General features: G+C 40.8%; 14 protein-coding genes. 1 reads left to right on the top strand and 13 read right to left on the bottom strand.

Going from position 1 to position 21,788, the window contains the following annotated elements; genetic code table 11:
* Positions 1 to 361: 361 nt before the first annotated feature.
* The 5 genes from PSTEL_RS07665 to PSTEL_RS26095 all read right to left on the bottom strand — a co-directional run bounded on the left by PSTEL_RS07665 (position 362) and on the right by PSTEL_RS26095 (position 5,780).
* Positions 362 to 1,465 (bottom strand): AAA family ATPase, encoded by a 1,104-nt coding sequence (locus PSTEL_RS07665; RefSeq protein ID WP_245625101.1) that lies wholly within the window; start codon positions 1,463 to 1,465, stop codon positions 362 to 364.
* Positions 1,462 to 2,562 (bottom strand): hypothetical protein, encoded by a 1,101-nt coding sequence (locus PSTEL_RS07660; protein ID WP_038694517.1) that lies wholly within the window; start codon positions 2,560 to 2,562, stop codon positions 1,462 to 1,464. The genes PSTEL_RS07665 and PSTEL_RS07660 overlap by 4 nt, the downstream gene beginning before the upstream one ends.
* Positions 2,563 to 2,564: 2 nt before the next feature.
* Positions 2,565 to 4,265, bottom strand: a complete 1,701-nt coding sequence (locus tag PSTEL_RS07655; RefSeq protein ID WP_038694516.1) for an AI-2E family transporter — start codon at positions 4,263 to 4,265, stop codon at positions 2,565 to 2,567.
* A 68-nt stretch (positions 4,266 to 4,333) separates the two neighbouring features.
* Positions 4,334 to 4,780, bottom strand: a complete 447-nt coding sequence (locus PSTEL_RS07650) for a hypothetical protein (protein ID WP_038694515.1) — start codon at positions 4,778 to 4,780, stop codon at positions 4,334 to 4,336.
* A 166-nt stretch (positions 4,781 to 4,946) separates the two neighbouring features.
* Positions 4,947 to 5,780 carry an endonuclease domain-containing protein gene (locus tag PSTEL_RS26095; RefSeq protein ID WP_052098263.1) on the bottom strand — a complete coding sequence of 278 codons (834 nt, stop codon included), beginning with the start codon at positions 5,778 to 5,780 and terminating at the stop codon, positions 4,947 to 4,949.
* A gap of 531 nt (positions 5,781 to 6,311) precedes the next feature.
* Here PSTEL_RS26095 and PSTEL_RS07635 point away from each other — a divergent pair.
* A protein-coding gene (locus PSTEL_RS07635; RefSeq protein WP_281176753.1) for an IS3 family transposase occupies positions 6,312 to 7,462 on the top strand; the annotation gives its coding sequence in 2 pieces (ribosomal slippage) (positions 6,312 to 6,567 and positions 6,567 to 7,462; 1,152 coding nt in all).
* Positions 7,463 to 7,943: 481 nt separating this feature from the next.
* On the opposite strand, the gene PSTEL_RS07625 is transcribed toward PSTEL_RS07635, so the two are convergent.
* The 8 genes from PSTEL_RS07625 to PSTEL_RS07590 all read right to left on the bottom strand — a co-directional run bounded on the left by PSTEL_RS07625 (position 7,944) and on the right by PSTEL_RS07590 (position 21,680).
* Positions 7,944 to 8,939, bottom strand: coding sequence for a hypothetical protein (locus PSTEL_RS07625; RefSeq protein ID WP_038694514.1), 996 nt, complete (start codon positions 8,937 to 8,939; stop codon positions 7,944 to 7,946).
* Between the two features lie 60 nt (positions 8,940 to 8,999).
* Positions 9,000 to 9,908, bottom strand: coding sequence for an HD domain-containing protein (locus tag PSTEL_RS26805; RefSeq protein ID WP_084064823.1), 909 nt, complete (start codon positions 9,906 to 9,908; stop codon positions 9,000 to 9,002).
* Positions 9,905 to 11,272, bottom strand: coding sequence for a 5-methylcytosine restriction system specificity protein McrC (locus PSTEL_RS07615; RefSeq protein WP_038694513.1), 1,368 nt, complete (start codon positions 11,270 to 11,272; stop codon positions 9,905 to 9,907). Before PSTEL_RS07615 ends, PSTEL_RS26805 begins: the two co-directional genes overlap by 4 nt.
* Entirely contained in the window at positions 11,269 to 13,062 is a 1,794-nt protein-coding gene (locus tag PSTEL_RS07610; RefSeq protein WP_038694512.1) for an McrB family protein, read from the bottom strand. Before PSTEL_RS07610 ends, PSTEL_RS07615 begins: the two co-directional genes overlap by 4 nt.
* A gap of 14 nt (positions 13,063 to 13,076) precedes the next feature.
* Complete coding sequence (locus PSTEL_RS07605; protein WP_038694511.1) at positions 13,077 to 13,742, bottom strand: hypothetical protein; 666 nt, start codon at positions 13,740 to 13,742, stop codon at positions 13,077 to 13,079.
* A gap of 54 nt (positions 13,743 to 13,796) precedes the next feature.
* Entirely contained in the window at positions 13,797 to 16,322 is a 2,526-nt protein-coding gene (locus tag PSTEL_RS07600) for a DEAD/DEAH box helicase (protein ID WP_169744547.1), read from the bottom strand.
* Positions 16,323 to 16,549: 227 nt separating this feature from the next.
* On the bottom strand, positions 16,550 to 19,234 hold the full coding sequence (locus PSTEL_RS07595) for a DEAD/DEAH box helicase (RefSeq protein ID WP_038694509.1): 2,685 nt from the start codon (positions 19,232 to 19,234) through the stop codon (positions 16,550 to 16,552).
* Between the two features lie 229 nt (positions 19,235 to 19,463).
* On the bottom strand, positions 19,464 to 21,680 hold the full coding sequence (locus tag PSTEL_RS07590) for an AAA family ATPase (RefSeq protein ID WP_052098261.1): 2,217 nt from the start codon (positions 21,678 to 21,680) through the stop codon (positions 19,464 to 19,466).
* Between the last annotated feature and the right edge of the window lie 108 nt (positions 21,681 to 21,788).

The raw sequence follows: 21,788 nt of genomic DNA, 5'->3' as shown, positions 1-21,788 counted from the left end.
GGATATGCTGATACGGCTTGGGCACTTGACAATAAATAACGACCACAGACATTTATTTGTCCATGGTCGCTACACTAGAGACCTTAAAGCTTTAATCTCATCAATGGTTTATATTTAATTGAGCGCACCCTTTTGGCATCTTGATCGCGCGGCTCAATGAATCCTTCTTCTCTCCAGTGATTTACCTTTACCCTTATGGAACGATTTGACAAACGAAGCAGTTCTCTCATTTCACTTGTCGGGAACCGTATGCGGTTTGCGCCGCGGCTACGATAAAATCTGTTATAGTAGGCTCAAGCCTTGATTTTACCGGTTTTTGATCTCTAACTCCCCACCTCTCGAATAACAAACCTTGTTATCCCTAACTCAAAACTTCAAAATCTCTAGCTGTAATTACAGACAAATCGTATCTCGACACATTAGCTATGTTTATTACTCTTCTAGCGTGATTCATAACTAAATCATCGTATAAATTACGCGCCAAACGACCATTTGCAAAGTTCTCATTTTTTTTACTTATCTCGTTTTCAAAAAAGGCTTTTACACTTTTCCTAACTTCCTCACTTAATTGATAGTCGTTCTTTTCACACATACTTATCAAGATTTCTTCTAGTTCTTCAGCCTGATAATTTTCAAATTCAATGAATGTATTAAATCTTGATTTTAACCCCGGATTCGATTCAAAAAACTTATTCATTGGTTCTGTATAACCAGCAACAATAACAACTAAATCATCTCTATAATCTTCTAATGCTTTAGTGAGTTCCGTTAGGCACTCTCGTCCATAAGAATCACTTTGATCATTTTCAGTAATACTGTAAGCCTCGTCAATAAATAATACTCCGCCTTTTGCACGTTCTATTACTTTCTTAACTTTAAGTGCTGTTTGGCCCTGATATCCTGCTATAAGATCTGTTCTAGACACTTCAATAAAATGTCCTTTTGATAGCAACCCTATCTGTTTGTAGATTCTACCAACAATTCTCGCAACCGTTGTTTTTCCCGTTCCCGGATTTCCTGTGAAGGCTAGATGCAAAGTGTTTTTTGAGGAGTGAAGATTATTCTCTCTACGTAGCTTTTGAACTTTTTGATAAGCAATTAAATCATTAACCTTAGCTTTAACTGTCTCCAAACCAACAAGAGCGTTTAGCTCGCCCAACAGTTCTTGCAAAGTTCTTGTATCCTCCGCTATCACTGTATCTGGTTTGCAAATGCTTTGCAATGTTGTATAGCCATAGTATTCAATTAAATTTGAGTTTAACAACTGGGCTACACGCTTTACTTCAATCTGGTATTTAGGATTATCTACTACGTCTGATATTTTTTTAAGAAGTGAAACCGTAGCCGCCCTACTGTTATCCTCAATTATAGAAGATGCAAGCTTAGTAATCTCACCACAGGCATCTGTAATAGCATCTAATTTTGATGCGTTATTTATTAACGCGCTCTTGTATTTATCCATCATTCCACCTTCAAAAGAATCACAATCAACTCAATAATTGCAAGCCCAAATGATCCACCAGCAAGAAGATAAGCATATTTGATTTTTTTAGTTAACTTCTGGATAGCTGTATCATTCTTTTCAACAACACTTGCGATTGCAGCATCGGTGTTTTCCTTAATCGATTGAACAATGCTCTTTATTTCATCGCTCTGCTTTTCCAATTCAGACAATTGGATAGAATGCATCTCGCTGGAATTCCAAATATCATCTATATCGTTCAAATGCTTACAACTGGACAAATCCCCCATAAAAGATAGAAGGGTTTCTATGTCAGATTGTTGTTTAGATGCGGTATCCTTAAAGGAGCTCAACTCATTGCTGTTATTCGCCAAAGAAGTATGCGCATTTGATAAAGAATCCCACATTTCGTCGATATCTTGTAAGTGGACAATTTTCTCTAACTTACTTGTAAAAGAGATGATGGCTTCAAGTTTTACAATCTGTTGATTTAAGTGCTTAGATAGATCATTTAACTTGGTTTCCGTACCCTTTAATACAGTTTTTATTTCATCCGCTTTTTGTGCATTTGCTTTGCTGATGGCCTTCGCACTACTAATTGAATTTGATAACGCAGTAATTTCGCTATACCATTTCTGACAATCACTCCATATTTTATCGATGTCTTCGAGATGAGCATAACCATCCAGTTTTTGCTTAAACCTTTTTAGGACCTCAAGTGTTTTTTTCTGATCCTCAACAATCTTTTTAATTTGCTCTTGCGTTGCTTGAATACGTTCACTGGTTTTTTCAGTAGCTTTAATAGATATCAAAATAGCTTGAATATAGTCTTTATCCAACGCCTCTAATGCACTATATACCTGACCAAACTCTTTGATGGTTCTATTATTCGTAGTATTTAAATCAATTAAATGCTGCTGAATAGTACTGAGTCTACTATTTAATTCGGATCCTGTAACCTTATGGTCACCAAGGCCTAGAAATCCCCCGTCAGTTCTAACGGTATCAATTTTTAACTCATCTGTCTTCTTTTGCGAAAATTCTTTTAACCCTCTTTTTGCTAGTTCGAAATTGTGGGTTTTTATAACTAATTCATTCATCTTTATTCCTCACTTAGTTCGTCTAATAGATTATCAATATCATCAAATGTGCTCTGTATAGATTCATCATCCTCGCAATTTGCAGCGATATTTTTTAGAGATTCACTCATCATATTTGCTGCAGCAACATGACGATCTTTTATCTCCTTCGCTGCATTTGCCTTAGTGTGTTCAAGCTTTACCTCACTTACAATACGGACTTGGTGCTGAAGATTTAGAACCTCGTTGCTCTTCTCGACTTGAGCTTCAACAACAGCTGCTTTCTGGCCTTTTTCAATTCTTTTTTCAATAAGATTTATTGCAATAGCACCTATAATCCCTGCAACTACAGCACCCAGAAAAATACCTATAATATTTGCAAGGCTACCAATCAAAGGTATCTCGATGGCGAATATAGGAATTGTCATCAGACCTTTTTCGATAACTTCGCCAAGCACTAATGCTCCTGCTCCAGTTAATCCTGCAATGATTATTTTACCTGTTTCGAGAAGGAGACGACTAATAGGTTTACCTTTGTTCTCAGGACTCTTTATATAATTGACAGCGTCTTTAAGCGATTTCCAACCTTGCTTTAACAACATCCATACTTTTTTTATGGTTCCAAAAATAGGACCTAAAATCGCTGTTGCAACAGTACTAAACACAGTATTTCCTGCATTAATCAAGTGCGTTTTCATTTTACTGATGAAGGAATGAATGGCCTCTTTTAAGCTATCTAGAAGGGTGTCTAAGCCCTTTTTAGCAGACTTAAACCACTTAACTAACTTAGCGATAATTTCCTTAACCAAATCAGCAAGCAACTGCATGAGCACCGCTCTAAGTGCTTTACCGCCAATACGAAATACTTCTTCCTTTTGAGACTGTTTTCCTGCCTCAATAGATTTCTTCTCAGCTTCTTTTTTCTGCTTTTTGTATTCTTCACGAGCTTCAGCATCTTTCTTACGCATTTTTTTATCATTTTCATCACTGATATCAAATATCTCATTTGGCTTTTGACCATCAGCGTTTGGATTATCAAGCCATTCGGTTGTTGACTTGTCGCCCTTTGAACGATTAAGGCTCAAATCCATTTCGTTAAGATTTGCCTCACTATTAGCAAAGGCGATTTGTTCCTCTTTTGTCATGTGAGCGTTAGCCGCCGAATCTCGAATAATTTCTGCTGCTGATACAGTGTGATCCATATCTGTGTGTTTCTCAGCAGAACCGCTTGGTCGACCATCATCAAATGGTTTTCTTGCACCTTTAACCAATGTAGCTTCCTTTTTTCCAGATCTGGTTGTGTGGGTTACAACATTTCCATTTTCGTCTTTTACGAAATTGGACTGCCAATCATCGTAACGTTCTTGATAGTCAATTTTTGTATTATGTGTTGCAATGTTTCCGTATGCAAAATTTTCTGTTGTTTGAATATGAGCTTCATCCCGCAAATCAAGTTTGAGGCCATTATTCTCTTTAATAAAATCCTCCCCAGCTTTGACAGCAACTTGATTCATAAACTGCTCCCAAACAACATCCATGATGACATTTCCTAGGTTGTCCGGATTTCCTATTTTTTCTTTCTCTTTCGCCAAAAATTTTAAATCAGCTAGATCTTCTTCTAATTGGCTTTGGAGTTTCTCTTCCAACCCATCGAAGTCAAAAGAGTCCGCTACATCCTCACTAAGCCCTTGGTTATCATCAAGAAAAGCATTTTCCTTTGCCATAAAATATGTATCCTTTCAGCAACAAGTTTTTTCATCTCTGCGTAATTATGTTTTATTATACTCAAGCACTAGGACACGCGCCTGTCCAATATAATATTTCCATTGCGTATTCTGAAAAATTTATACAGTAATTCCAGTAATTCAAGACAATAGTTCCGATAATATCTGGACACTTGTTCCTTTTTAGCGATATTAATATACGTTTGTAGGTCATGTTGAGTAGATTTAATAGGTGTTGCTGTTAAAAAACCGACTTTCTCAGAAGTTGATTGTTCAAGTGCTATTCTCTTTTTGGTATCATCTGACAAGAATAAGTGTGCCTCTTCAATTATAATGAGCCCGAAAGCTTTTCCTGCGAGTTTCTCGATATGAGAATAATAGTTATTAATGATATGGACATGATGCGAATATCCCATATCTATAAATGGCAGTTTCTGATCACAGTTTACAAATTGTAATGGAAATAAATCAATTAGTTCAGGATTAACAAACTCTAGCCAATTACGTTGAATCAAACATACCCACCCTAACAGGAATTAAATGAATCCTAACAGCATACCAGACGATACATGAAGTTGAAACGATGCATATGTTAAGAGGGGCAAGTCGAATAAGCAGGAAATTAAGATAGCATCCAAAGGGGAATGGGGCTTGGCAGTTGAGTAATTGTTTGCAGTTATCCTACCACTCATGCCTTTCCAAGCCAAGTGCTGCTGCTATTGCATAGTCTATATCTTGCCAGCTCACAGTTATCCCCACCATTGAGGTCTCATCATTGTTTTTCCGCATTAACTTAGTTATTAAGTCCTTGTCACGCAATATCGGTACATAACCTAGGTCATCTCCGACTAGTATCAGTTCATCATGCTTCCCTTTGCATTGTTCCATAAGGTCAAATATTGTTGTGACTAGAAAATCAGTAAGTTCCTCAAATACAATGAGTTCACCGCCAGAATACTCTAAGTACTTGATAACATCAAAATCAAATAAACTATTACTGAAAGAATCCCACACCCCTACAATAAATACGTTGTAATCGCCATTTAACCGCAAGCATCCGCATATCTCCCTCAGCAAAGATGATAGCGGTGGCATTTTGAGATTCTTCTCGGGGTATTCGTTTTGATAGTATCTCGTAGTTTTCAACGTTTCCCTTGAGAGAAACAAGAGGTCAACAAAGATAGATTTATTGTGTAATTTATCCACTTCAGTAGATTTAATAAACTGAACGACCTCTTCTATGCATTTTGTAACGTTAGTTGTTACTTCGTTCCCGGTAAACCTTATTACAGTTAAGCCCAGGCGTTGTAAATACCGTTCACGGACCGCATCATTAGTACGTTGTTCTTTTGTACTATGGAATTCATGGCCGTCAATTTCGATCGCGATTTTTTTACTTCGTAAATAAAAGTCAACTCGGTATCTACCAATCCACACTTCATATTCCAAACCGTGTATCTTCTTTTTTGCATGATCATAGAAAATTTTCTGTGCACCAATCATTTTGTTTGACATGCTTTAACACTTCCTCTATGATTTTTGTCTTTCATGTGAGCTACTTTGTCCTCTTGGATTTCTGAATTTTGTAATTTTTGCATACATACCGATCAATGCCGCCATACCGTTGGCGGCTATTCGTAAACTCTTTTATGTAGAGAGTATTGTGGATTTTGTGAGAACGGTAAAACATCGTTGTTTCTACCCGTTTCAATCAAACAACCTTTGTACTAATAGAGAGTAAGCGTGATTACAGCAGCCCTTTCTTTAAATTTCCGCCTTAACCAATTCAGGGTTAAGGAACGGTCGTTGCTGACAAATAAAATCTCCTAGTTCTAGCATTCTAACTACATGGTATGCCAATCCACCATAATAAGCATGGTGATGGAGCTTAGCCGCGGGAAAAGATTCCATCCTACCCTTAACTCTCTCATAGCATAACGTAACAATAGCCTTTATTTCACAATTAGTAATGCTGTTAGGCTAAAAAGTAGACATGGAGAACCGAGAATCGGGTAGAATGAACATAACCAAATTCGAGGTGCTAACATGACGAAAAAATACGATAAAGAATTTAAACTGCAAACGATTCAGATGATCCAAGAAGAGGGTAAGCCGGTGGCACAGGTCGCTCGCGAGTTGGGGATCAGCGACAACACCTTGTACCGCTGGATGGCGGAATACAAACAAGACGGTGCACAGGCTTTTCCAGGCAGTGGGCAACTGAAAGCTGACGACAAGGCAATGAGAGACCTCCAAAAGCGTATCCGTGATCTGGAGGAGGAGAACGACATCTTAAAAAAGGCGATGCACTACTTCGCCAAAGACCGGCGCTGATCTATGCCTTCATCCACGATCATCGCTTCAAGTGCCGAGTCTCGAAGATGTGCGAAGCCTTTGAAGTGTCCCGAAGCGGCTATTACAAATGGACGAAACGAAAAGTCAGCAAGCGTGAAAAACGACGGCGCAAGCTGGAGCGGCATATCCGCCGTATCTTTCTGGAATCCCGCCGGTTATATGGAAGTCCCAAAATCGCTAAAATGCTTCATAAGCAAGGCGTACCCGTGTCGGAGAAATTAGTCGCCCGAATCATGAAGGAACTGGGATTGCGCTCCCGTACGGTGAAGAAATACAAGGCCACGACGAATTCGAAGCACAACTTGCCTGTTCATGAGAACGTGTTGAACCGTCAGTTTAGGCCGTCCGCTCCAAATGAGGCCTGGGTGGCTGACATTACGTACATTCCAACGAATGAAGGCTGGCTCTATCTGGCAAGTATAATGGATTTGTACAGCCGTAAAATCATTGGGTTTCACATGGACGAGCGGATGACCAAAGAACTGGTGTTAACGGCACTGGATCGAGCCTACAGCCAGCAACAACCATGCGGAGAGGTCCTGCATCACTCCGACCGTGGCAGCCAGTATGCTTCCCACGACTACCAGGAACGACTGCGCACCTACAAGATGAACGGCAGTATGAGCCGAAAAGGGAACTGCTACGATAATGCTTGTATCGAATCGTTCCACAGTGTGCTGAAGAAAGAACTCGTGTACTTGGAAAAATTCACAACACGCAAGCAAGCCAAGAAACGCATTTTTGAATACATTACCTGCTTCTACAATGGAAAACGAATCCATTCAGCGATTGGGTATTTTACACCCAATGAATACGAACGTATGTACCGAAATGCTGTGTGATTTTCTCGATTCTGCGTGTCTACTCTATTGACAGAGGTACATAACACTAGCAATGGCTTGATCTATGATAGGAAGGAGTTCACTCGAGCTAACAGGGGCCGAGCGTATAAAGTCCGTTATAGATACCCCGTCCTGCTCGGTAGCTTTACGAATTCTTACCACATTTAACCTGGAGCTTATCTCGATAAATTTGGACTGACCCTTGTATCTTAACGAGACACATTGGGACGAATGTTTCAATATCCGTTTTACTTGCACCCCAATACTTCGCCGAGATATAACCACTAGAATCGGTCATCACAATATCCAAGTAATCCTTTGGTATCGAACTGTTGGTCTGCTTAGCTCCGACTTCTTTTAGCAAGTAAAAGCCAACAAATTCGTCTCCATCTATAAAGTCCTTTATTATTTTTGACATTATAAGGTCACCCCACAACATGCCAAAGCCATATTCTACCCATACTTACTAGATGGGATTGAATTAATTGTCATCAGTAGTTTCTGACGCTATTTTACTCAAATACTCTTCGCGAAGTTGTGACAATGTCTTTCCGCTTTCTTTATGTATTGCAAAATTATAAGTTTGCACACTCGACCAGCCAAATATTTCTTTCAGCCACAATTGCAATGAAAGCTCTCTCCCGTTCACTTCAATATGTCCATTCTTTAAGAGAACACCTTCTTCTTGCCGGTCCTTAGCAACAATCAAGTCCCCGGGTTTGATAATGCCCCACTCGAGCATAGAATCTATCTTGGGCAACGAACGACGAGTAATCGCCCTCTTATTTCCTCCTTTGATTATCGGAGATGCTTTATCCAGAAGATTGACATAGTAATCGTCATATTCAGTTAGCGGAAGCAATTTTTCCGAATATAATACAACCTCATTTCCTATTTTAAAAGGGGTCAACTTAAAGCAACACATGTCAACATTATTCTTATTTAACCAAGCAACAGCAGATAAAGTCTGTTCATCGAACTCCGAAGCTACGAGTATGATTCTTTGTCTATGGTTAAAAGCGGCTTCTGCACCATTTTCACGCAAAAAACCATTTAGCTTGCGGATACCAAGCTCATAAGGCGTAAGCTCTCCAAGCTCGAACTCCGTTTTATATTTATCTATGTATGGTCCATATACTCTGGTCACAAGATCCTCAATACTGTCAATAGTCGCGTAACTGGCAGCATAACGAATTGCTTGAAATTCAAATGCTTCTTTTCGATTTTCAATATCCTTTCTATCTCTTTTGATCTCGATTAATACAATGTTCCCGTTGCTATCAACTGCCGTTAAATCACTTCTTCCGAGCATCTCGTTTTTTACTTGGCGACCTACAATCAACATCGACTCTTCTTCATCACATATCATGTCAATGCTATTTCTCAGGATTTCTTCAATATCGCTTTCCTGCCAACCAATTTCAGAAAATGTAATAGCGTCTATCTTAACTGCTTTCCTATCTTTAATTGCGTACATAGCTGCTCTCCATTCATAGATATTTTATCCGTTAGGCTAAGAACAATCATGTTCACAATATTACAATTTGCCTTTCTTTAAACTCCGATAAAAATGATGATAAACTTCATGAGGGTATAATTGAAAAGTATCCTTCATAGCCACACAAGCCGACATGAGGATATCCGTCCCTTCAGAATTAACTTCAAAATCGATCCCGCGGCAAGTTAAGTATTGAAACATTTCTTGTTTTTTGGACAAGCACTCCCTTCCCCCATAACGATTTTCTTCTATCATTCTGAAAATCGACTTTTTTAACTCTAGTAAATTCTTTTCTGCTAAATCTGTTTCTATCTGGCGTACTCTCTCTTCTGGGGCAAAAAGCAGTTCAAACAAAACATCATAAAGTTTCTTGTTTCTGCGAACTTCCTTCTTCTCGTCGGATAGCTCCAACTCGAGGAAAAAGGATTCAACCTCATCTTGGAACGTGTCCAACAAAGAAAACCGAGAATTATATCCAAGGCTTTCTACAAGGCTGGTATAATACCATTTTTGTTCCTCGTAGCCCCGCTTAAATTTATCCCATATCTTATTCCCAAAGAGCGTCACGTCTCTGCGAATGGATCGAAGATTATGCAGCTTGTCCGCACACGACAGCTGCCTGATAGCTAGATCGGCGCTTTTTAAATACTCTAGGGTGTGATGTTTTCGTACTTCCCAAGATGCGTTCTTATCCGGCTCTGTAGCTCCCAGAACGAGCCTTAAAATTTCTTCTCCGAACTGGTTCCGTATCTCCTCTTCAGTTATGGCAGTATCCTCCAATGTATCATGAAGCAAGCCGGCAATAATGATATCTTCTTTACATTTAGCATGATGCAAAATCATTGCTACCCCAAATGGATGGCTAATATACGGGATATCAGTACCTTTTCTCTTTTGATTTTGATGAGCCTTTGCGGCAAATTCGATAGCAATGTCCAATCGATTCACTCGTCCCACATCCCATTTCTTAAATTCCCCACCAGCAATTCTCGAACTCCCATGCAGAATTGCTCTTCTGATGGGGTCAACCCGTTATCCGAATCCTCTTCGCCTAATTCACCATTAACCCCATAAAAATAAAGGTTGCTTTTCAGTTGAGATGAAAACCACGGATTCCCTTGTTGATATCGCCGAACTTCAGCATCGTTTTCATCTGGATATACCAGAATACCCGGAGCCGAATACCCCTGATCGGAGAAAGCATCCATATACGCATGAATCTGGTACAAATCATTTCGTTCCAAACCCGTTGGTTTTGATAACGTTACAAAAGTGTGCTTATATTTTGCATCGACTACCGCTAGCACTTGTTTCGAAGATGGCATCCGTATAATAAAATCCGGCTTTAAAGAAGCTATTTTCTTCCCGTTCCCGTTTACAAACAAATTGCCAACGGCTTCTCTAACTCGTCCAGTATGGATCACTTCTATCCCTGCTAGAGCATTTCTTAGAAGATGATAAACATAAAGCTCCCAAATTTCAGCCATATCCAAGAGGGTTCCTGTTACTTCTTGGACCCCGTTCGAAGAGAACCCGAATGATTTTTGTTGCAAAATCCTCAAAGTCAAATCAACAACGGGGCGATAGGATTCCAGGATGGGGGTGTATTTAATTTTGGGAATCTTATAAATGGTTTTATAGCTTCTACATCCTTCGGATTGGAGTAAAAGGCCTATGATTTCTCTTCCTCTGTCGGACAACCAGTTATGTGCATTTCGATGCCCCAATTCCTTCTTAATTCTTCGATAACCGTTGCTGAGTATGTACGCAATGTCAGGATGAACAACCTTGGACTTGGATAGACTTGCAAGTCGATTCGTTCCCTTGCCTATCTCAAGAGCCGTTTCCATCACTTTCATACGACCGCGCAGAGATGGAGCCTTCAGTGTTTCTTCCATTCGAGTATACGGTAACCCATGCTTGGCTCCACGGATAAGCTGTTCACCCCAAATTCGGGCTATTAGTTCCCACAGCCACATATTCGCATTACGATAGGAGCCCTTACTCTGAATCATTCGCACTCCCCATATAGTACTAATCCAGCGGTGAAAAGAGCTTTCATAACGTGGTGTTATACGTAGAGTTCTCCCCATATATTGGATCTCTCCAACATACCTTCCCGCATACCAGCGTCCATGGCGAAATTCGATTACTGGCTCATCATCCGATTTGTCAGTGAGACGAATTGTGAACAGTTCTTTATCGAGATAAAGGCACAAATTCTGCAACCATATCTTCTCATCATCATTTATTAATCCGATCTCAGATAAGTCATTTGCAATGATTTCTGTTCTTCCTTGTGCGGATTTCATACCTTCCCCCACAGGAAAGTGCTTTTCGCTTGTTCCATAAATTGCTTTCTTTCGTATGAATCGGCCCCGGACAAATACTGCTCCAATAACGGAGCCAACGAATAATTCCACAAAGCAGTTACAGGCCCACGAGCTTGCTTATTCCGGTTCCATAGTACTTGCTGAACGCCCGGTTGTGAATAAATATACTTCTGGGCAAATGAAACCACGTCACTGAAATAGGTATGACCAATGACATAAAGCGGTCCCATATGTTCATGCCCAGCTATTAAATGATTCAACTGGACGCAACGTTCCGCTAGAAGTTCAAATTCATCCTCCACACGGTTCCATTTACGAGGTTTTCCATACTTCTGTGGCCAACGTTCCCATTTTCCCTTCAGTAGAGTGACTAGATCATTACGATCGAATCCTCGGAAAAACCAGAGAAATCTACGGCGAAGCGCAAAATCGACTTGTTCCAGCGATTGGTCAATTAAATTCATAGTTCCAATAATATATAGATTCTCAGGTACAGTTAGCGCATATGGTTGGCCATCCTGACCGGCAAGCAGCACAGCACTTTCACGATCCTCCATTAAGGAAAAGCACTCTCCCAACACCTTGCTGAGATCCGCCCGGTTCATTTCATCGAGAATGAGAACATAAGGCAAGCCTTTACCGATTCCGGCTTCCGCTGCTTCAATTTCCTCTAAGACCTGTAGTAACACGCCTTTTTTATAAACGGTCCGATTCTGTTCAAGCTGCATCCCCCGTATAAAATCTTCGTATCCATAGCCCGGATGGAATTGTACACGGCGAATCCTCCGCTCTACTAGCTTGTTCACATCCTCTTGCTTTTTAAAGAATTCCCCCGCTCCCCACAGGCGTAAAGTCTCTTGGCGAATAAACTGTCCGGCTAATTGCTTTGCTTCATGAGTTTTCCCGGTTCCCGGAGGTCCATACAAAACAATCTGCTTCTTGATTTGCAGCCCTTGAATGGGTAGAACCTCCGAATCATGGTCACTATAATCCCAACATTCAACGAGTGGACTTCGATAGAAATCAAGATCCTTTTCTCCAAGAATGTCTTCGAGCTTTGTTCTAATAGCCAGGATGCGATCATCAATATCTTCAGGCACGGAGTCTTCATCCAGAATTTCCAGGAAGGCCTCAACAATCTGTTGCTTATGACCCTGACTCGCCATTCTTTCATATTGATCAGGGTATAGGAGGTGCAAAATAATATGTCGGGATAGCGGGTTCGTGTCCTCCTTTATAGTATCGAGCATATTTCGTACCTTGATATGGTCGGATAAAAACATAATCCGGTCATTTTCAGGTTTCTGCAGAACCGCATCTGCGAACATAGCTATATAACGTATTTCATAATAACGTCTTGTATTGTAGGCGATACCCGGTCCGCCTATGCCAGGCTCCAATGCTGTCAGCGCCTCATTCTGATCGTCCAATGTAAGTCCGGCAAATGATGCAATAGTATTCAGAAGTTCTTTTTTTCTTCGAAATGTAATCGTGGAGGGAAACAGCAAGTAGAGATAGACGAGTTCGCATGCAAGCTGAACAACCTCTTGCTTCTGACCCTTCAGTTGCCCTTGCAGTTTGTTCTCAAAGATCTCTGATGATTCATCTACATTCTCTATAAAGCAAGCTTTAAATGCATTCAAATTCGCTGTGGTCCAAATTTGCTCAGACGGCCAAAGCAATGATGTGCCATCAATGAGACTCTTCCCTTTCCATTGATCTGCATACCGATAAACGGCGGTGGTATCCCATTCTTTAAATTGTGCCATGAATTTCATCCTCACTATTGTTGATTTTTAAATAAATGCCATACATCGCGATAATATATCTCTTCCAAATCATTTATAATCTGTGGCCGGTGGGTTGGAATCTGAGGGCACGGATGATAGTAGTAATATCCTGACTTTTGTTTGGGGTGCTCCTTTCCAAAGCAAGGGACGCCCGAGGTCTGAATTAATGAGACCCATTTGTCTTTAATTTGGACAAAAGGATGCCAATGTCTTTTGTGCTTTTTCACTCCCCAACCTAGGAGAACCCATGGATGTTGTTTCAGCTCGACCAATTCAATCAATGACTCATCGAATTGAAATTCCTCTCTTGCAACAAGTTCCACGTATTGCTCTATTGCATCTTGATCGTCTGTATTTTGCAGCCAGAACAAATTATATATCTGAAACTGCCCCTCTAGGGATTGTCCAAAAATTCGTTCCAATAACGTGGCCAATTGAATCATGGTTGGATCAGGAATAACTTGGCCATGTGCCTTTCCATCTGCTAATAAACGAGAGTATACTTCAGGAGCGACTTTTTCCAACGTGGCTGACCCCGGGTTAAGTAGTACACAACATCCTAAAGATTTCGTTGAGTCTCCCCACTGAAGATGGGCGGATGTACGATATATATGTTCACCTCTTTTGAGAAACTGGCCATAAGCCCGGAATTTATCCATATTCCTCACTCCTTGGGGTTAATGTGCCGCGACTAAGATGGCTTTAAGCTCCCTTTATCCGAAAGATTTTCGTAAATGGTTGATTACCAACAAAGCCCCAACCTTATGCAGCGGCTCATTCTGTTTTTCACAATGAAATAACTGAATGCACGATGGACAGCCGTCTGAACAACCACAGCTGCTAATGATCTGTTGGGCTTTATCCAAGAGAACCCCGAACTTTTCCGCAACAACCTCGACGATACCCGAACCGCCTCCTGCTTGGCTGTCGTAGAAGAACATCCCGGGCATTCCAAACAAGGCCGAGCCAGAATAAAAAGAGGTGTGCTGAAAATCAGCCATACTACACCTTACAACAGCCGGTATCGCAGATGCTATGGCATGTTCAACGGCATGAAGGCTTCCCTCAACCAGGGTCTCCAAGTCAATGGATTCGCGATTCTGCACATCCTTGAGCAGACCTCTAAGTTCATCCCTTCCTTGGTGATCCCACATCAACCAAAACGCCTCGGTTTGAAAACTGACAGGATATGTGTTTGTTAATTGCACGGTTTCGGGAGGCATTGCGCCGTGATTGTAGATTTTTTTGTAGCCAAATGTACTTCGTTTTACGATGATGTTTCCAAGATTGGATTTGATCGCCGCGTCACTTATCAAAGGATTGGTTATATCATGGATTTCAATGCTATCACGAACAATTCCGCGAGTATGGTAATCCGTTCTTACTGGCTCTACAACCACTTTGCGTTGCCTGTTATTGACCCACTTGACCTTATAAAAGGTACGATTGTCAGGTCCCAGAAATACGGCGTCTACATGATAATCTCGAATCAAGGAACGTCCGTCCACACTTTGAAATAGGATGTCCTCATTCCACCCGTTCTTGGTTACAACCGTATAGGTATCGCCCATAGTGAACAAAGTTTGATACCGGGGTGTTTCTCCTTGATAGTGTAGTTTCCCTTCAATCTGCTGCCACTGATCGCTTGCTTCCGCAACCACCTTGCGAAGCGCCGAAGAGCGAACATAATTCATAGCATTCGTCAACGTTCCTCCCAGTTCGTGAGCTGCGTATGCGAGATGCTCCTTTAATAGCTTGGGATTCGTTGTATTGATTGCCGCTGATTCAGGCGAAAGCGTAAAGAATTCTTCAGGGTTGCGGGCAAAGTATTGCTGCAATGGCTCTTCCTGAACCATCATAATCACCACACCGTCTCTGCTTCGCCCCACACGCCCAGCCTGCTGCCAGAAGGAGGCCTGAGAACCTGGATATCCAAGCAAAATACATACATCCAGACACTTCACATCAATTCCGACCTCTAGGGCGCTAGTGGTGACCACTCCAAGGATCTCGCCTTGCTCAAGTTTTTGTATGGTTCGTTCTTTAACTTCTTGCGTGAGGTATGCATGATACGGCAGAAAAAACTCATGTGGTTCGTCTGCCGAAAGCCCGGCATGATCATGAAGATGGCTGCGCAAGATCATGTTTAATTCACGACTTAAAAGCTGGGCTTGCTGGCGGTTGCTTGTGAAAATGATACTTCTTGGCCATCTTCCATCCTTGTAGATCGTGCGCAGAATTTCATAGAGATCGGAAACAACAGCCCTTTTCTTCTGCTCATCGTCTGATAAGCCAGGATTCCACATCAAAATCGCTTTCTTCTTTACTGGTGCTTGTACACCCGATATTTCATGAAATCCTTTCAGTCCACGCATTCCTGTTAATTCTTCAGCTAGATACTTTGGATTAGCAATGGTAGCCGAGCAGGCAATAAACTGGACATTTTTATTCCCCAACCTGTCACATAACATTCTTAATCTGCGAAGGACCAAAGAAACCTTTGAACCTAACAAGCCTGAGTATTGATGAAGCTCATCAATAACAACAAACCGAAGATTTTGCAGAAAGCGCAACAGCCCAGGGCCTTTCCCCTTAGGTGAACTTGCACCTTGAAGAATTAAGTGCAGATAGTGAACGTTGGTCAGCCAATAGCGCCCCTCAGAGAACACGAAGCTAGACGCCTGATCTTTTCTCATATGTTCTGGAACGTTCCGTTGCCCATGAAGAAGTCCAACAGATATTTGTTTTCCATTCACAGTGAATCGCGAAAATCCATTAAGCGAAATTTTATTTCCCTGCTCTCCTATATCATCGGCCCATTCTTTCAAATGGGTAAACTGATCTTCGACCAATGCTTTGAACGGAGCCAAATATAGCGCACACGCATTCGGATCAGATACCAATTTTTCCATGATGGGAACATTGTAAGCCAATGATTTTCCCGATGCGGTTTTCGTGCAGAGAACTACATTGCGTCCTTCCCGGATGTTCTGTATGGCTTCTCCTTGATGCTCATACAGCTTATTGATCCCCAGAGAATGAAGCTTCCGTTGCAGCCAACTGGGCATTAGGATTTGGTCAGCATAAGCGCCTTGATTGGCGTCAATTTGATGCACATGCACTTCGCTTCGGACACGAGTTCCGACTTCAAGCAAGTTCTGGACGAGCATATCGCTATCGAATGCTTGTTGCACGGGAAGTCTTCGGTCGGAGATCATTTCCATTTCTTCCGGTGTCAAGATCCCGTCCAAGATTAAACACCCATCATGCGTACAATAAACGCCGGCTTGTTTGTTTATATAGGACTCCATATCGGGTTCAATTGAGCGCCACTCCGAAATTCGAATCCCGTTTGCACGTTGATGGATATTACGGTAATAACCTTTCGGATCTGCTTTAAAACCGATTTGGACAAAGTCTCCATATGGCCGTTGGCCTCCACAAGAAGAGCAGATTACAGGCATTCTTAATCGATCCCTTCAATCAATATCTTCAGCAGCATTTTGGCCCCAGGTTTGAACAATTCAATATTTCCTTTACCAGGGAGCTGCACGCAACTAGGACATCCTTCAGAACAAGGGCAGCTCTCAATAAGCTCAAGCGCTTTTCGTAGCACATGAGGGAGTTTATCGTAAATCGCCTCGATAGTTCCGAGACCGGACCCGTTCTCGCCATAGAAGCCGATTACAGGTCTATTCGCAAAAGCCGTCATCCCGCTCGCCGAAAAACCAGTAAGGTCATTCGCGTCACAAATAATGAGGTCAGGAATAACGGAAGTCATAGCGTGACCTGCAGCGTGTAGAGAGCCTTCGGCCAACAGATCAACGGGTCTGCCTTCATCTACCCATTCCTGGATGGTATTGTTCAAGTGACTCCATTGGGAATCCGTTAATGTAACCCACATTCCTTCGGGAGTAAATCGGGTGACGGACGGATGGTCCAATTGAACCTGCTCCGATTCATGCTTCTGTCCGAAGTAAACTTTTTTATAACCGAATACGCTCCGCTTGATCTCCAGTTCACCATAGGCCATATCGATTCCTTCGATATTTTGCTTCTGATAAGTCTGCATAATGTCGATGGCATCACGATAAGTAGATTGGGTGTAATAAGTTAGTTCTTGAATAGGCAATAGAATGATTTCGCCTTTTCTGCGATTGATAGAGTCTACTCGATAGCCTTTTTCTCCTGGAGTCCAATAGATCGCTCCTTTATGAAAGTCACGAAGAGCACTCCATTCATCCAAACCGTCAACTATCGTTTGATCCTGCCCCCGAATGGTGACGCTGTAGTTTTGCCCGGAGATGGATCGAAGGCTAAACTTTTTATCAACGACTTCCTCTTGATTCGCTGATGCGGCAACTTGGAGAACAGTCTCGATATAGTCTTCAACTAACCCGGGGAACATGTTCTGCAAGTCTTCCTTCGTGACTTCTCTCCCGAGCTCTTCTCTCAGTAGGGGAATATGCAAAGCCAACAACTTGTAATTTGTTGGATTAATTCGAACGACTTCCGGAGCCTTGTGAATAAACTCCAGTGGGTTTCGCATGTAATACTGCTGAAGCGGTTCGTCCTGCAGGATCAAGACAGCGACTCCCTCACCTTTGCGGCCTACGCGCCCAATCTGTTGGGAGAATGCTGCTTTCGAACCGGGATAACCAACAAGAACGGCGAGACTCAGATCACCGATATCAATCCCGACTTCAAGGGCATTGGTCGTAATAATGACATGAATATCGTGGGACTTGAGCCGTTCAATAATCCGTTTCCGGGTATCATTCGGTAGGATCCCAGTATAAAAAGCCGCGAGTTTCTCTCCGTCCACTTTCTCCTTAGGTAGTCGGAGAGGCTGGCGCAATACGTCTTTGATATAACGGGTAAATACCATCGTCTGGCTGCGAGAAGGCTGAAAAATGATGCTCTTAATCACCTTCTGATCCACAGTCATAATTTGTTTCGCCATCGTTATCGCATCGGTAGAAGGCGCGCGGCGGACTTGTTCGTCGGCAGACATGCCAGGATTCCAGAGGACGATTCCCTTCTTCTGATGGGCGGAACCATCTGTATTGATGAGGGTAAAGCCACTTAGCCCCGTAAGATCCTCTGCTAATCTAGCAGGGTTCTCAATCGTTGCTGAGCTCGTGATAATCTGGATTTTGTGTGCATTACCAAGCTCACGGCAAACCTTAAGCAGGCGTCTGAGTACTAATGCGACATGACTTCCGAATGTGCCGCGGTACATATGCATCTCATCAAGCACAATAAATTTGAGATTCCGCAGATAATTTCGAATGTGGTGCGCGGTCGCATACTTCACCTTCTGAACTTGCCCGAGAATGGAGTAATGAATCATATCCGGATTCGTCATCCATACCTGTGCTTTTTCCATGATTCGCTGCCGCGGCCCATTCTCGGTATCCCCATCCAGCCGACCAATATGAATCAGACGATCTCCCAAATGCAACTGGGTCTCAAACCACTCATCCAGGGAAGAAGGATTCTCCGCCTGTTGTAAGCCAAAACGCCTAATTTGATCCAACTGATCATTTGCTAACGCTTTGGTTGGAAATATGTATAACGCACGTTCTTCGGGATGGTTATATAAACGACTAAGAATCGGCAGGTTATAGGACAACGTCTTTCCGGATGACGTTGAAGTGACCAAGACAACATTAGAACCAGAATGGACTGCATCGGCCGTTTCTGCTTGGTGTGAATATAACTGCTTAATTCCCATTCGATATAAGGCGTCCTTAATGGGCTCCGGTGTAGATTCAGGAATATTTGCAAAAGTTGCCTCTTTGGCAGGAAGTGTATGTACATAAATCTCAGCGGCCTCTTCCTTGGCCAACTTCTTCAGCTTATCCAGTACATCTTCTGATGAAAATTCATGACTTACGACGCCAGGAATTCGGTTATCCTCACTTAGTACAAATTCTTCTTTCTCTAGAGGAACGATAGCAAAGCAAGACGGACAATAAATTCCTTCTGCGAATCCTCGGAGGTTTTCGATTACGGGAGTCCAGTCTGAGCATTTAATCCCGGTTGGCGAATATTCAAGTAATCGTTGCTCCCCAACTTGGCTGATTTTATTGGAAATTTGAATTGCCTTTAGCATATTGGTGCATTCCGAGCATTTCAGAAATGCCATACCTGATCCCTCCATCGTTAATATCTGCTGATTAAATTAAAACATAATGATTAGACAATAGGTTGTCATCGAATATACGTTCCTGTGGAATAAAATCCCTTTATTGATAATTCGACAATATAGGCATTAAGTCCTGTGAAAATACGAAAAAACCCAAACAAAGCCAAAAATAATCGCTTTGTTTGGGTAAGTATCATTGAATATTTTTTTACGAGAAAGACTGAATCGATCATGATACCTGCGCTTGAGGAATCTCATTCGCTTCCTCAATACCCATCATCATTTTGTAATGTGCATGATGGTTTGTAACCTTGAATATCTTCTCGAATATATTAAGGTACCTTGCATTTGTATCTAGCGGATGTTCAATATATATATCATCGCTTGCAAAATGGGACCCATCATTTGCCCAGGATAAAAGCGATTTACATAATACCTTTTCCTCTTCTTCGAATTTATTCAGAATATCATCTTCACTAATATTTCCAAATAATTTAAAATAATTTTCTATAATTCTACGGATCAAGTTTTGTACCGTTGTTGAAGAACTGCTCTGTGTTGCGGATCTAAGTTCTTGCCACATTAACTCATATGAAGTTTTTATTGGATTTGTATCATAGGACTGAGCATCTGTAACATTATTAACTTTTCTTATAATCCAGAAGGTTTCATCGTTTAATTTTCCGCCTTTTGAGCGCTTTTTATGAAAGGTTACTTCCTTATGAAAGTAAACATTATGGGTTAAAACAAATAATTGAACGACATTGTTTCTATTGTTCCTGATATCATCAATAAGTTTCAAAATGAGATTGCTAACGATAAATAGTACATTGCTATCTAAGCTAGAAATTGGATCATCAATTACAACTACTTTATTCTCTGTAATAAGATCCCTGTTATTGCTCCCATTCAACAAGTGCATAAAATATAGGAAAGTTACGAATGTCTTTTCTCCTTCACTTAAAGTCTGATTAACATCTTCTCCAGTGGATCGTATTAAGCGATAGTTACCCTGATTTTGAGTATGTGCAAATTTAAAATTTGTAAAATTGTATGCCTTTAACAGACGGTTCATTTCATTTACGGAAGGAATTACACTAGTGATTTGTGCTTCTAAGCCTTCAATTTCGGAAATTAATCGATTTTTCTCAGTTGTTTTTGATGTGATACCATCCTTTATCCCGGTTATTGCATTCTTAATACTAAATTCTTTCCGTACATACTTTTCGTGATTATGCAGATTTTCATTTGCTATGAATCTCCATATTTGATCCTTTAATAATTGTTCTTCCTGGACACGGTTGTCAACCAACCTGTTATGTGCTTGGATCTCCTGATTAACTCTCTCAACTTCTAAATTGATACTTTTTACAATTTCGTTAACAGGAACTAATGCAATTTTCTTACTTGGTTCTTTTTGTTTTTGTTCAATTAATTCTAGATTGATTTCGTTTTTCGATCTGATTATTTCTAACTGTTGATTTATTCTCTCCTTATCGATATATGGTATCTCTTTTTCCATTAGATCCTGGATCGAAGTACTAAGATTATTATAGGATTCCATGTATAGTTCAACACAGTTTTCTAATTCTTTCTTTTCATTTTCATAGGTTTCATTAAAGTACTCCTCCAATTTATTCAAGAAACCATCCGGCAATGACTGTTGACAAAAAGGGCACATTCCTTCTGAATTATGTACATGGTCATATCCTTTTTTTACCCAATCGCTTAAAGCCAGTCTAGAAATAAGAGCAGCAATATCGACCTCCTGCTTACCAACAATTTGTTTTTGGAATATCTCGCTTGAACAAGCAGCGTTCAGTTCATCATTTTTTATCGATTGAAGCGTTTGGATTTTCACTAAACTTCCATTAAATAATTTATTTGAACGAACACGTAAATCCTCTAAATCACATAACTGAACTTCAAGTGAATGCGACTGTTTACATTTATTCATAAAGTTTATTTTATTATTTCTGACTCCTGAAAAAGCTTGTAAAAACTCATTATCATATTTTCTTTTTAATTCCCAGCAATCATCTATAAATTCATTTTCATTCGCGTTATATTCCTCTTCTTTATTGGACAAGTTAGTGCGCATTCTTCGAATCTCTTCGTCAAATTTATCAACAAGCCTCTTCTTTTCAGTAATTTCATTTTTTATTTCAGTTGACTCCTTACCTAATGTGAATATACCCTTGATGTTCGAATCCTGATGGAAATTTTCCTCCACAAATTTCTGGTTATATACCAATGTTTTTAATGGCTGTGATGCCCAATCAATATTACAATCCGTGAAGTTCTCAATATTTTTCATAGCATTCGACAATGTAGTTTTCCCACTTCCATTGGAACCGTAAAAAAAATTAATTTTCTTTAAACCACTAAAGACAACACCTGTATTATTATAAGTCGCTATCTTCTTAATGGAAATTTCTTTAATCATTACTTTTTCACCCCTTAACCGTTAATTAAAAAAGGCGTAACTAAAATAGATGTCCATTTTAGTTACGCCCAGATGCAAATAATTAAATTAGTAGTGTCTTGAATCAGT

The organism is Paenibacillus stellifer, from assembly GCF_000758685.1.
Classification (GTDB): domain Bacteria; phylum Bacillota; class Bacilli; order Paenibacillales; family Paenibacillaceae; genus Paenibacillus_AQ; species Paenibacillus_AQ stellifer.
The sequence above is the reverse complement of the archived record's forward strand: the minus strand, read 5'-3'. Positions and strand labels throughout refer to the sequence as shown.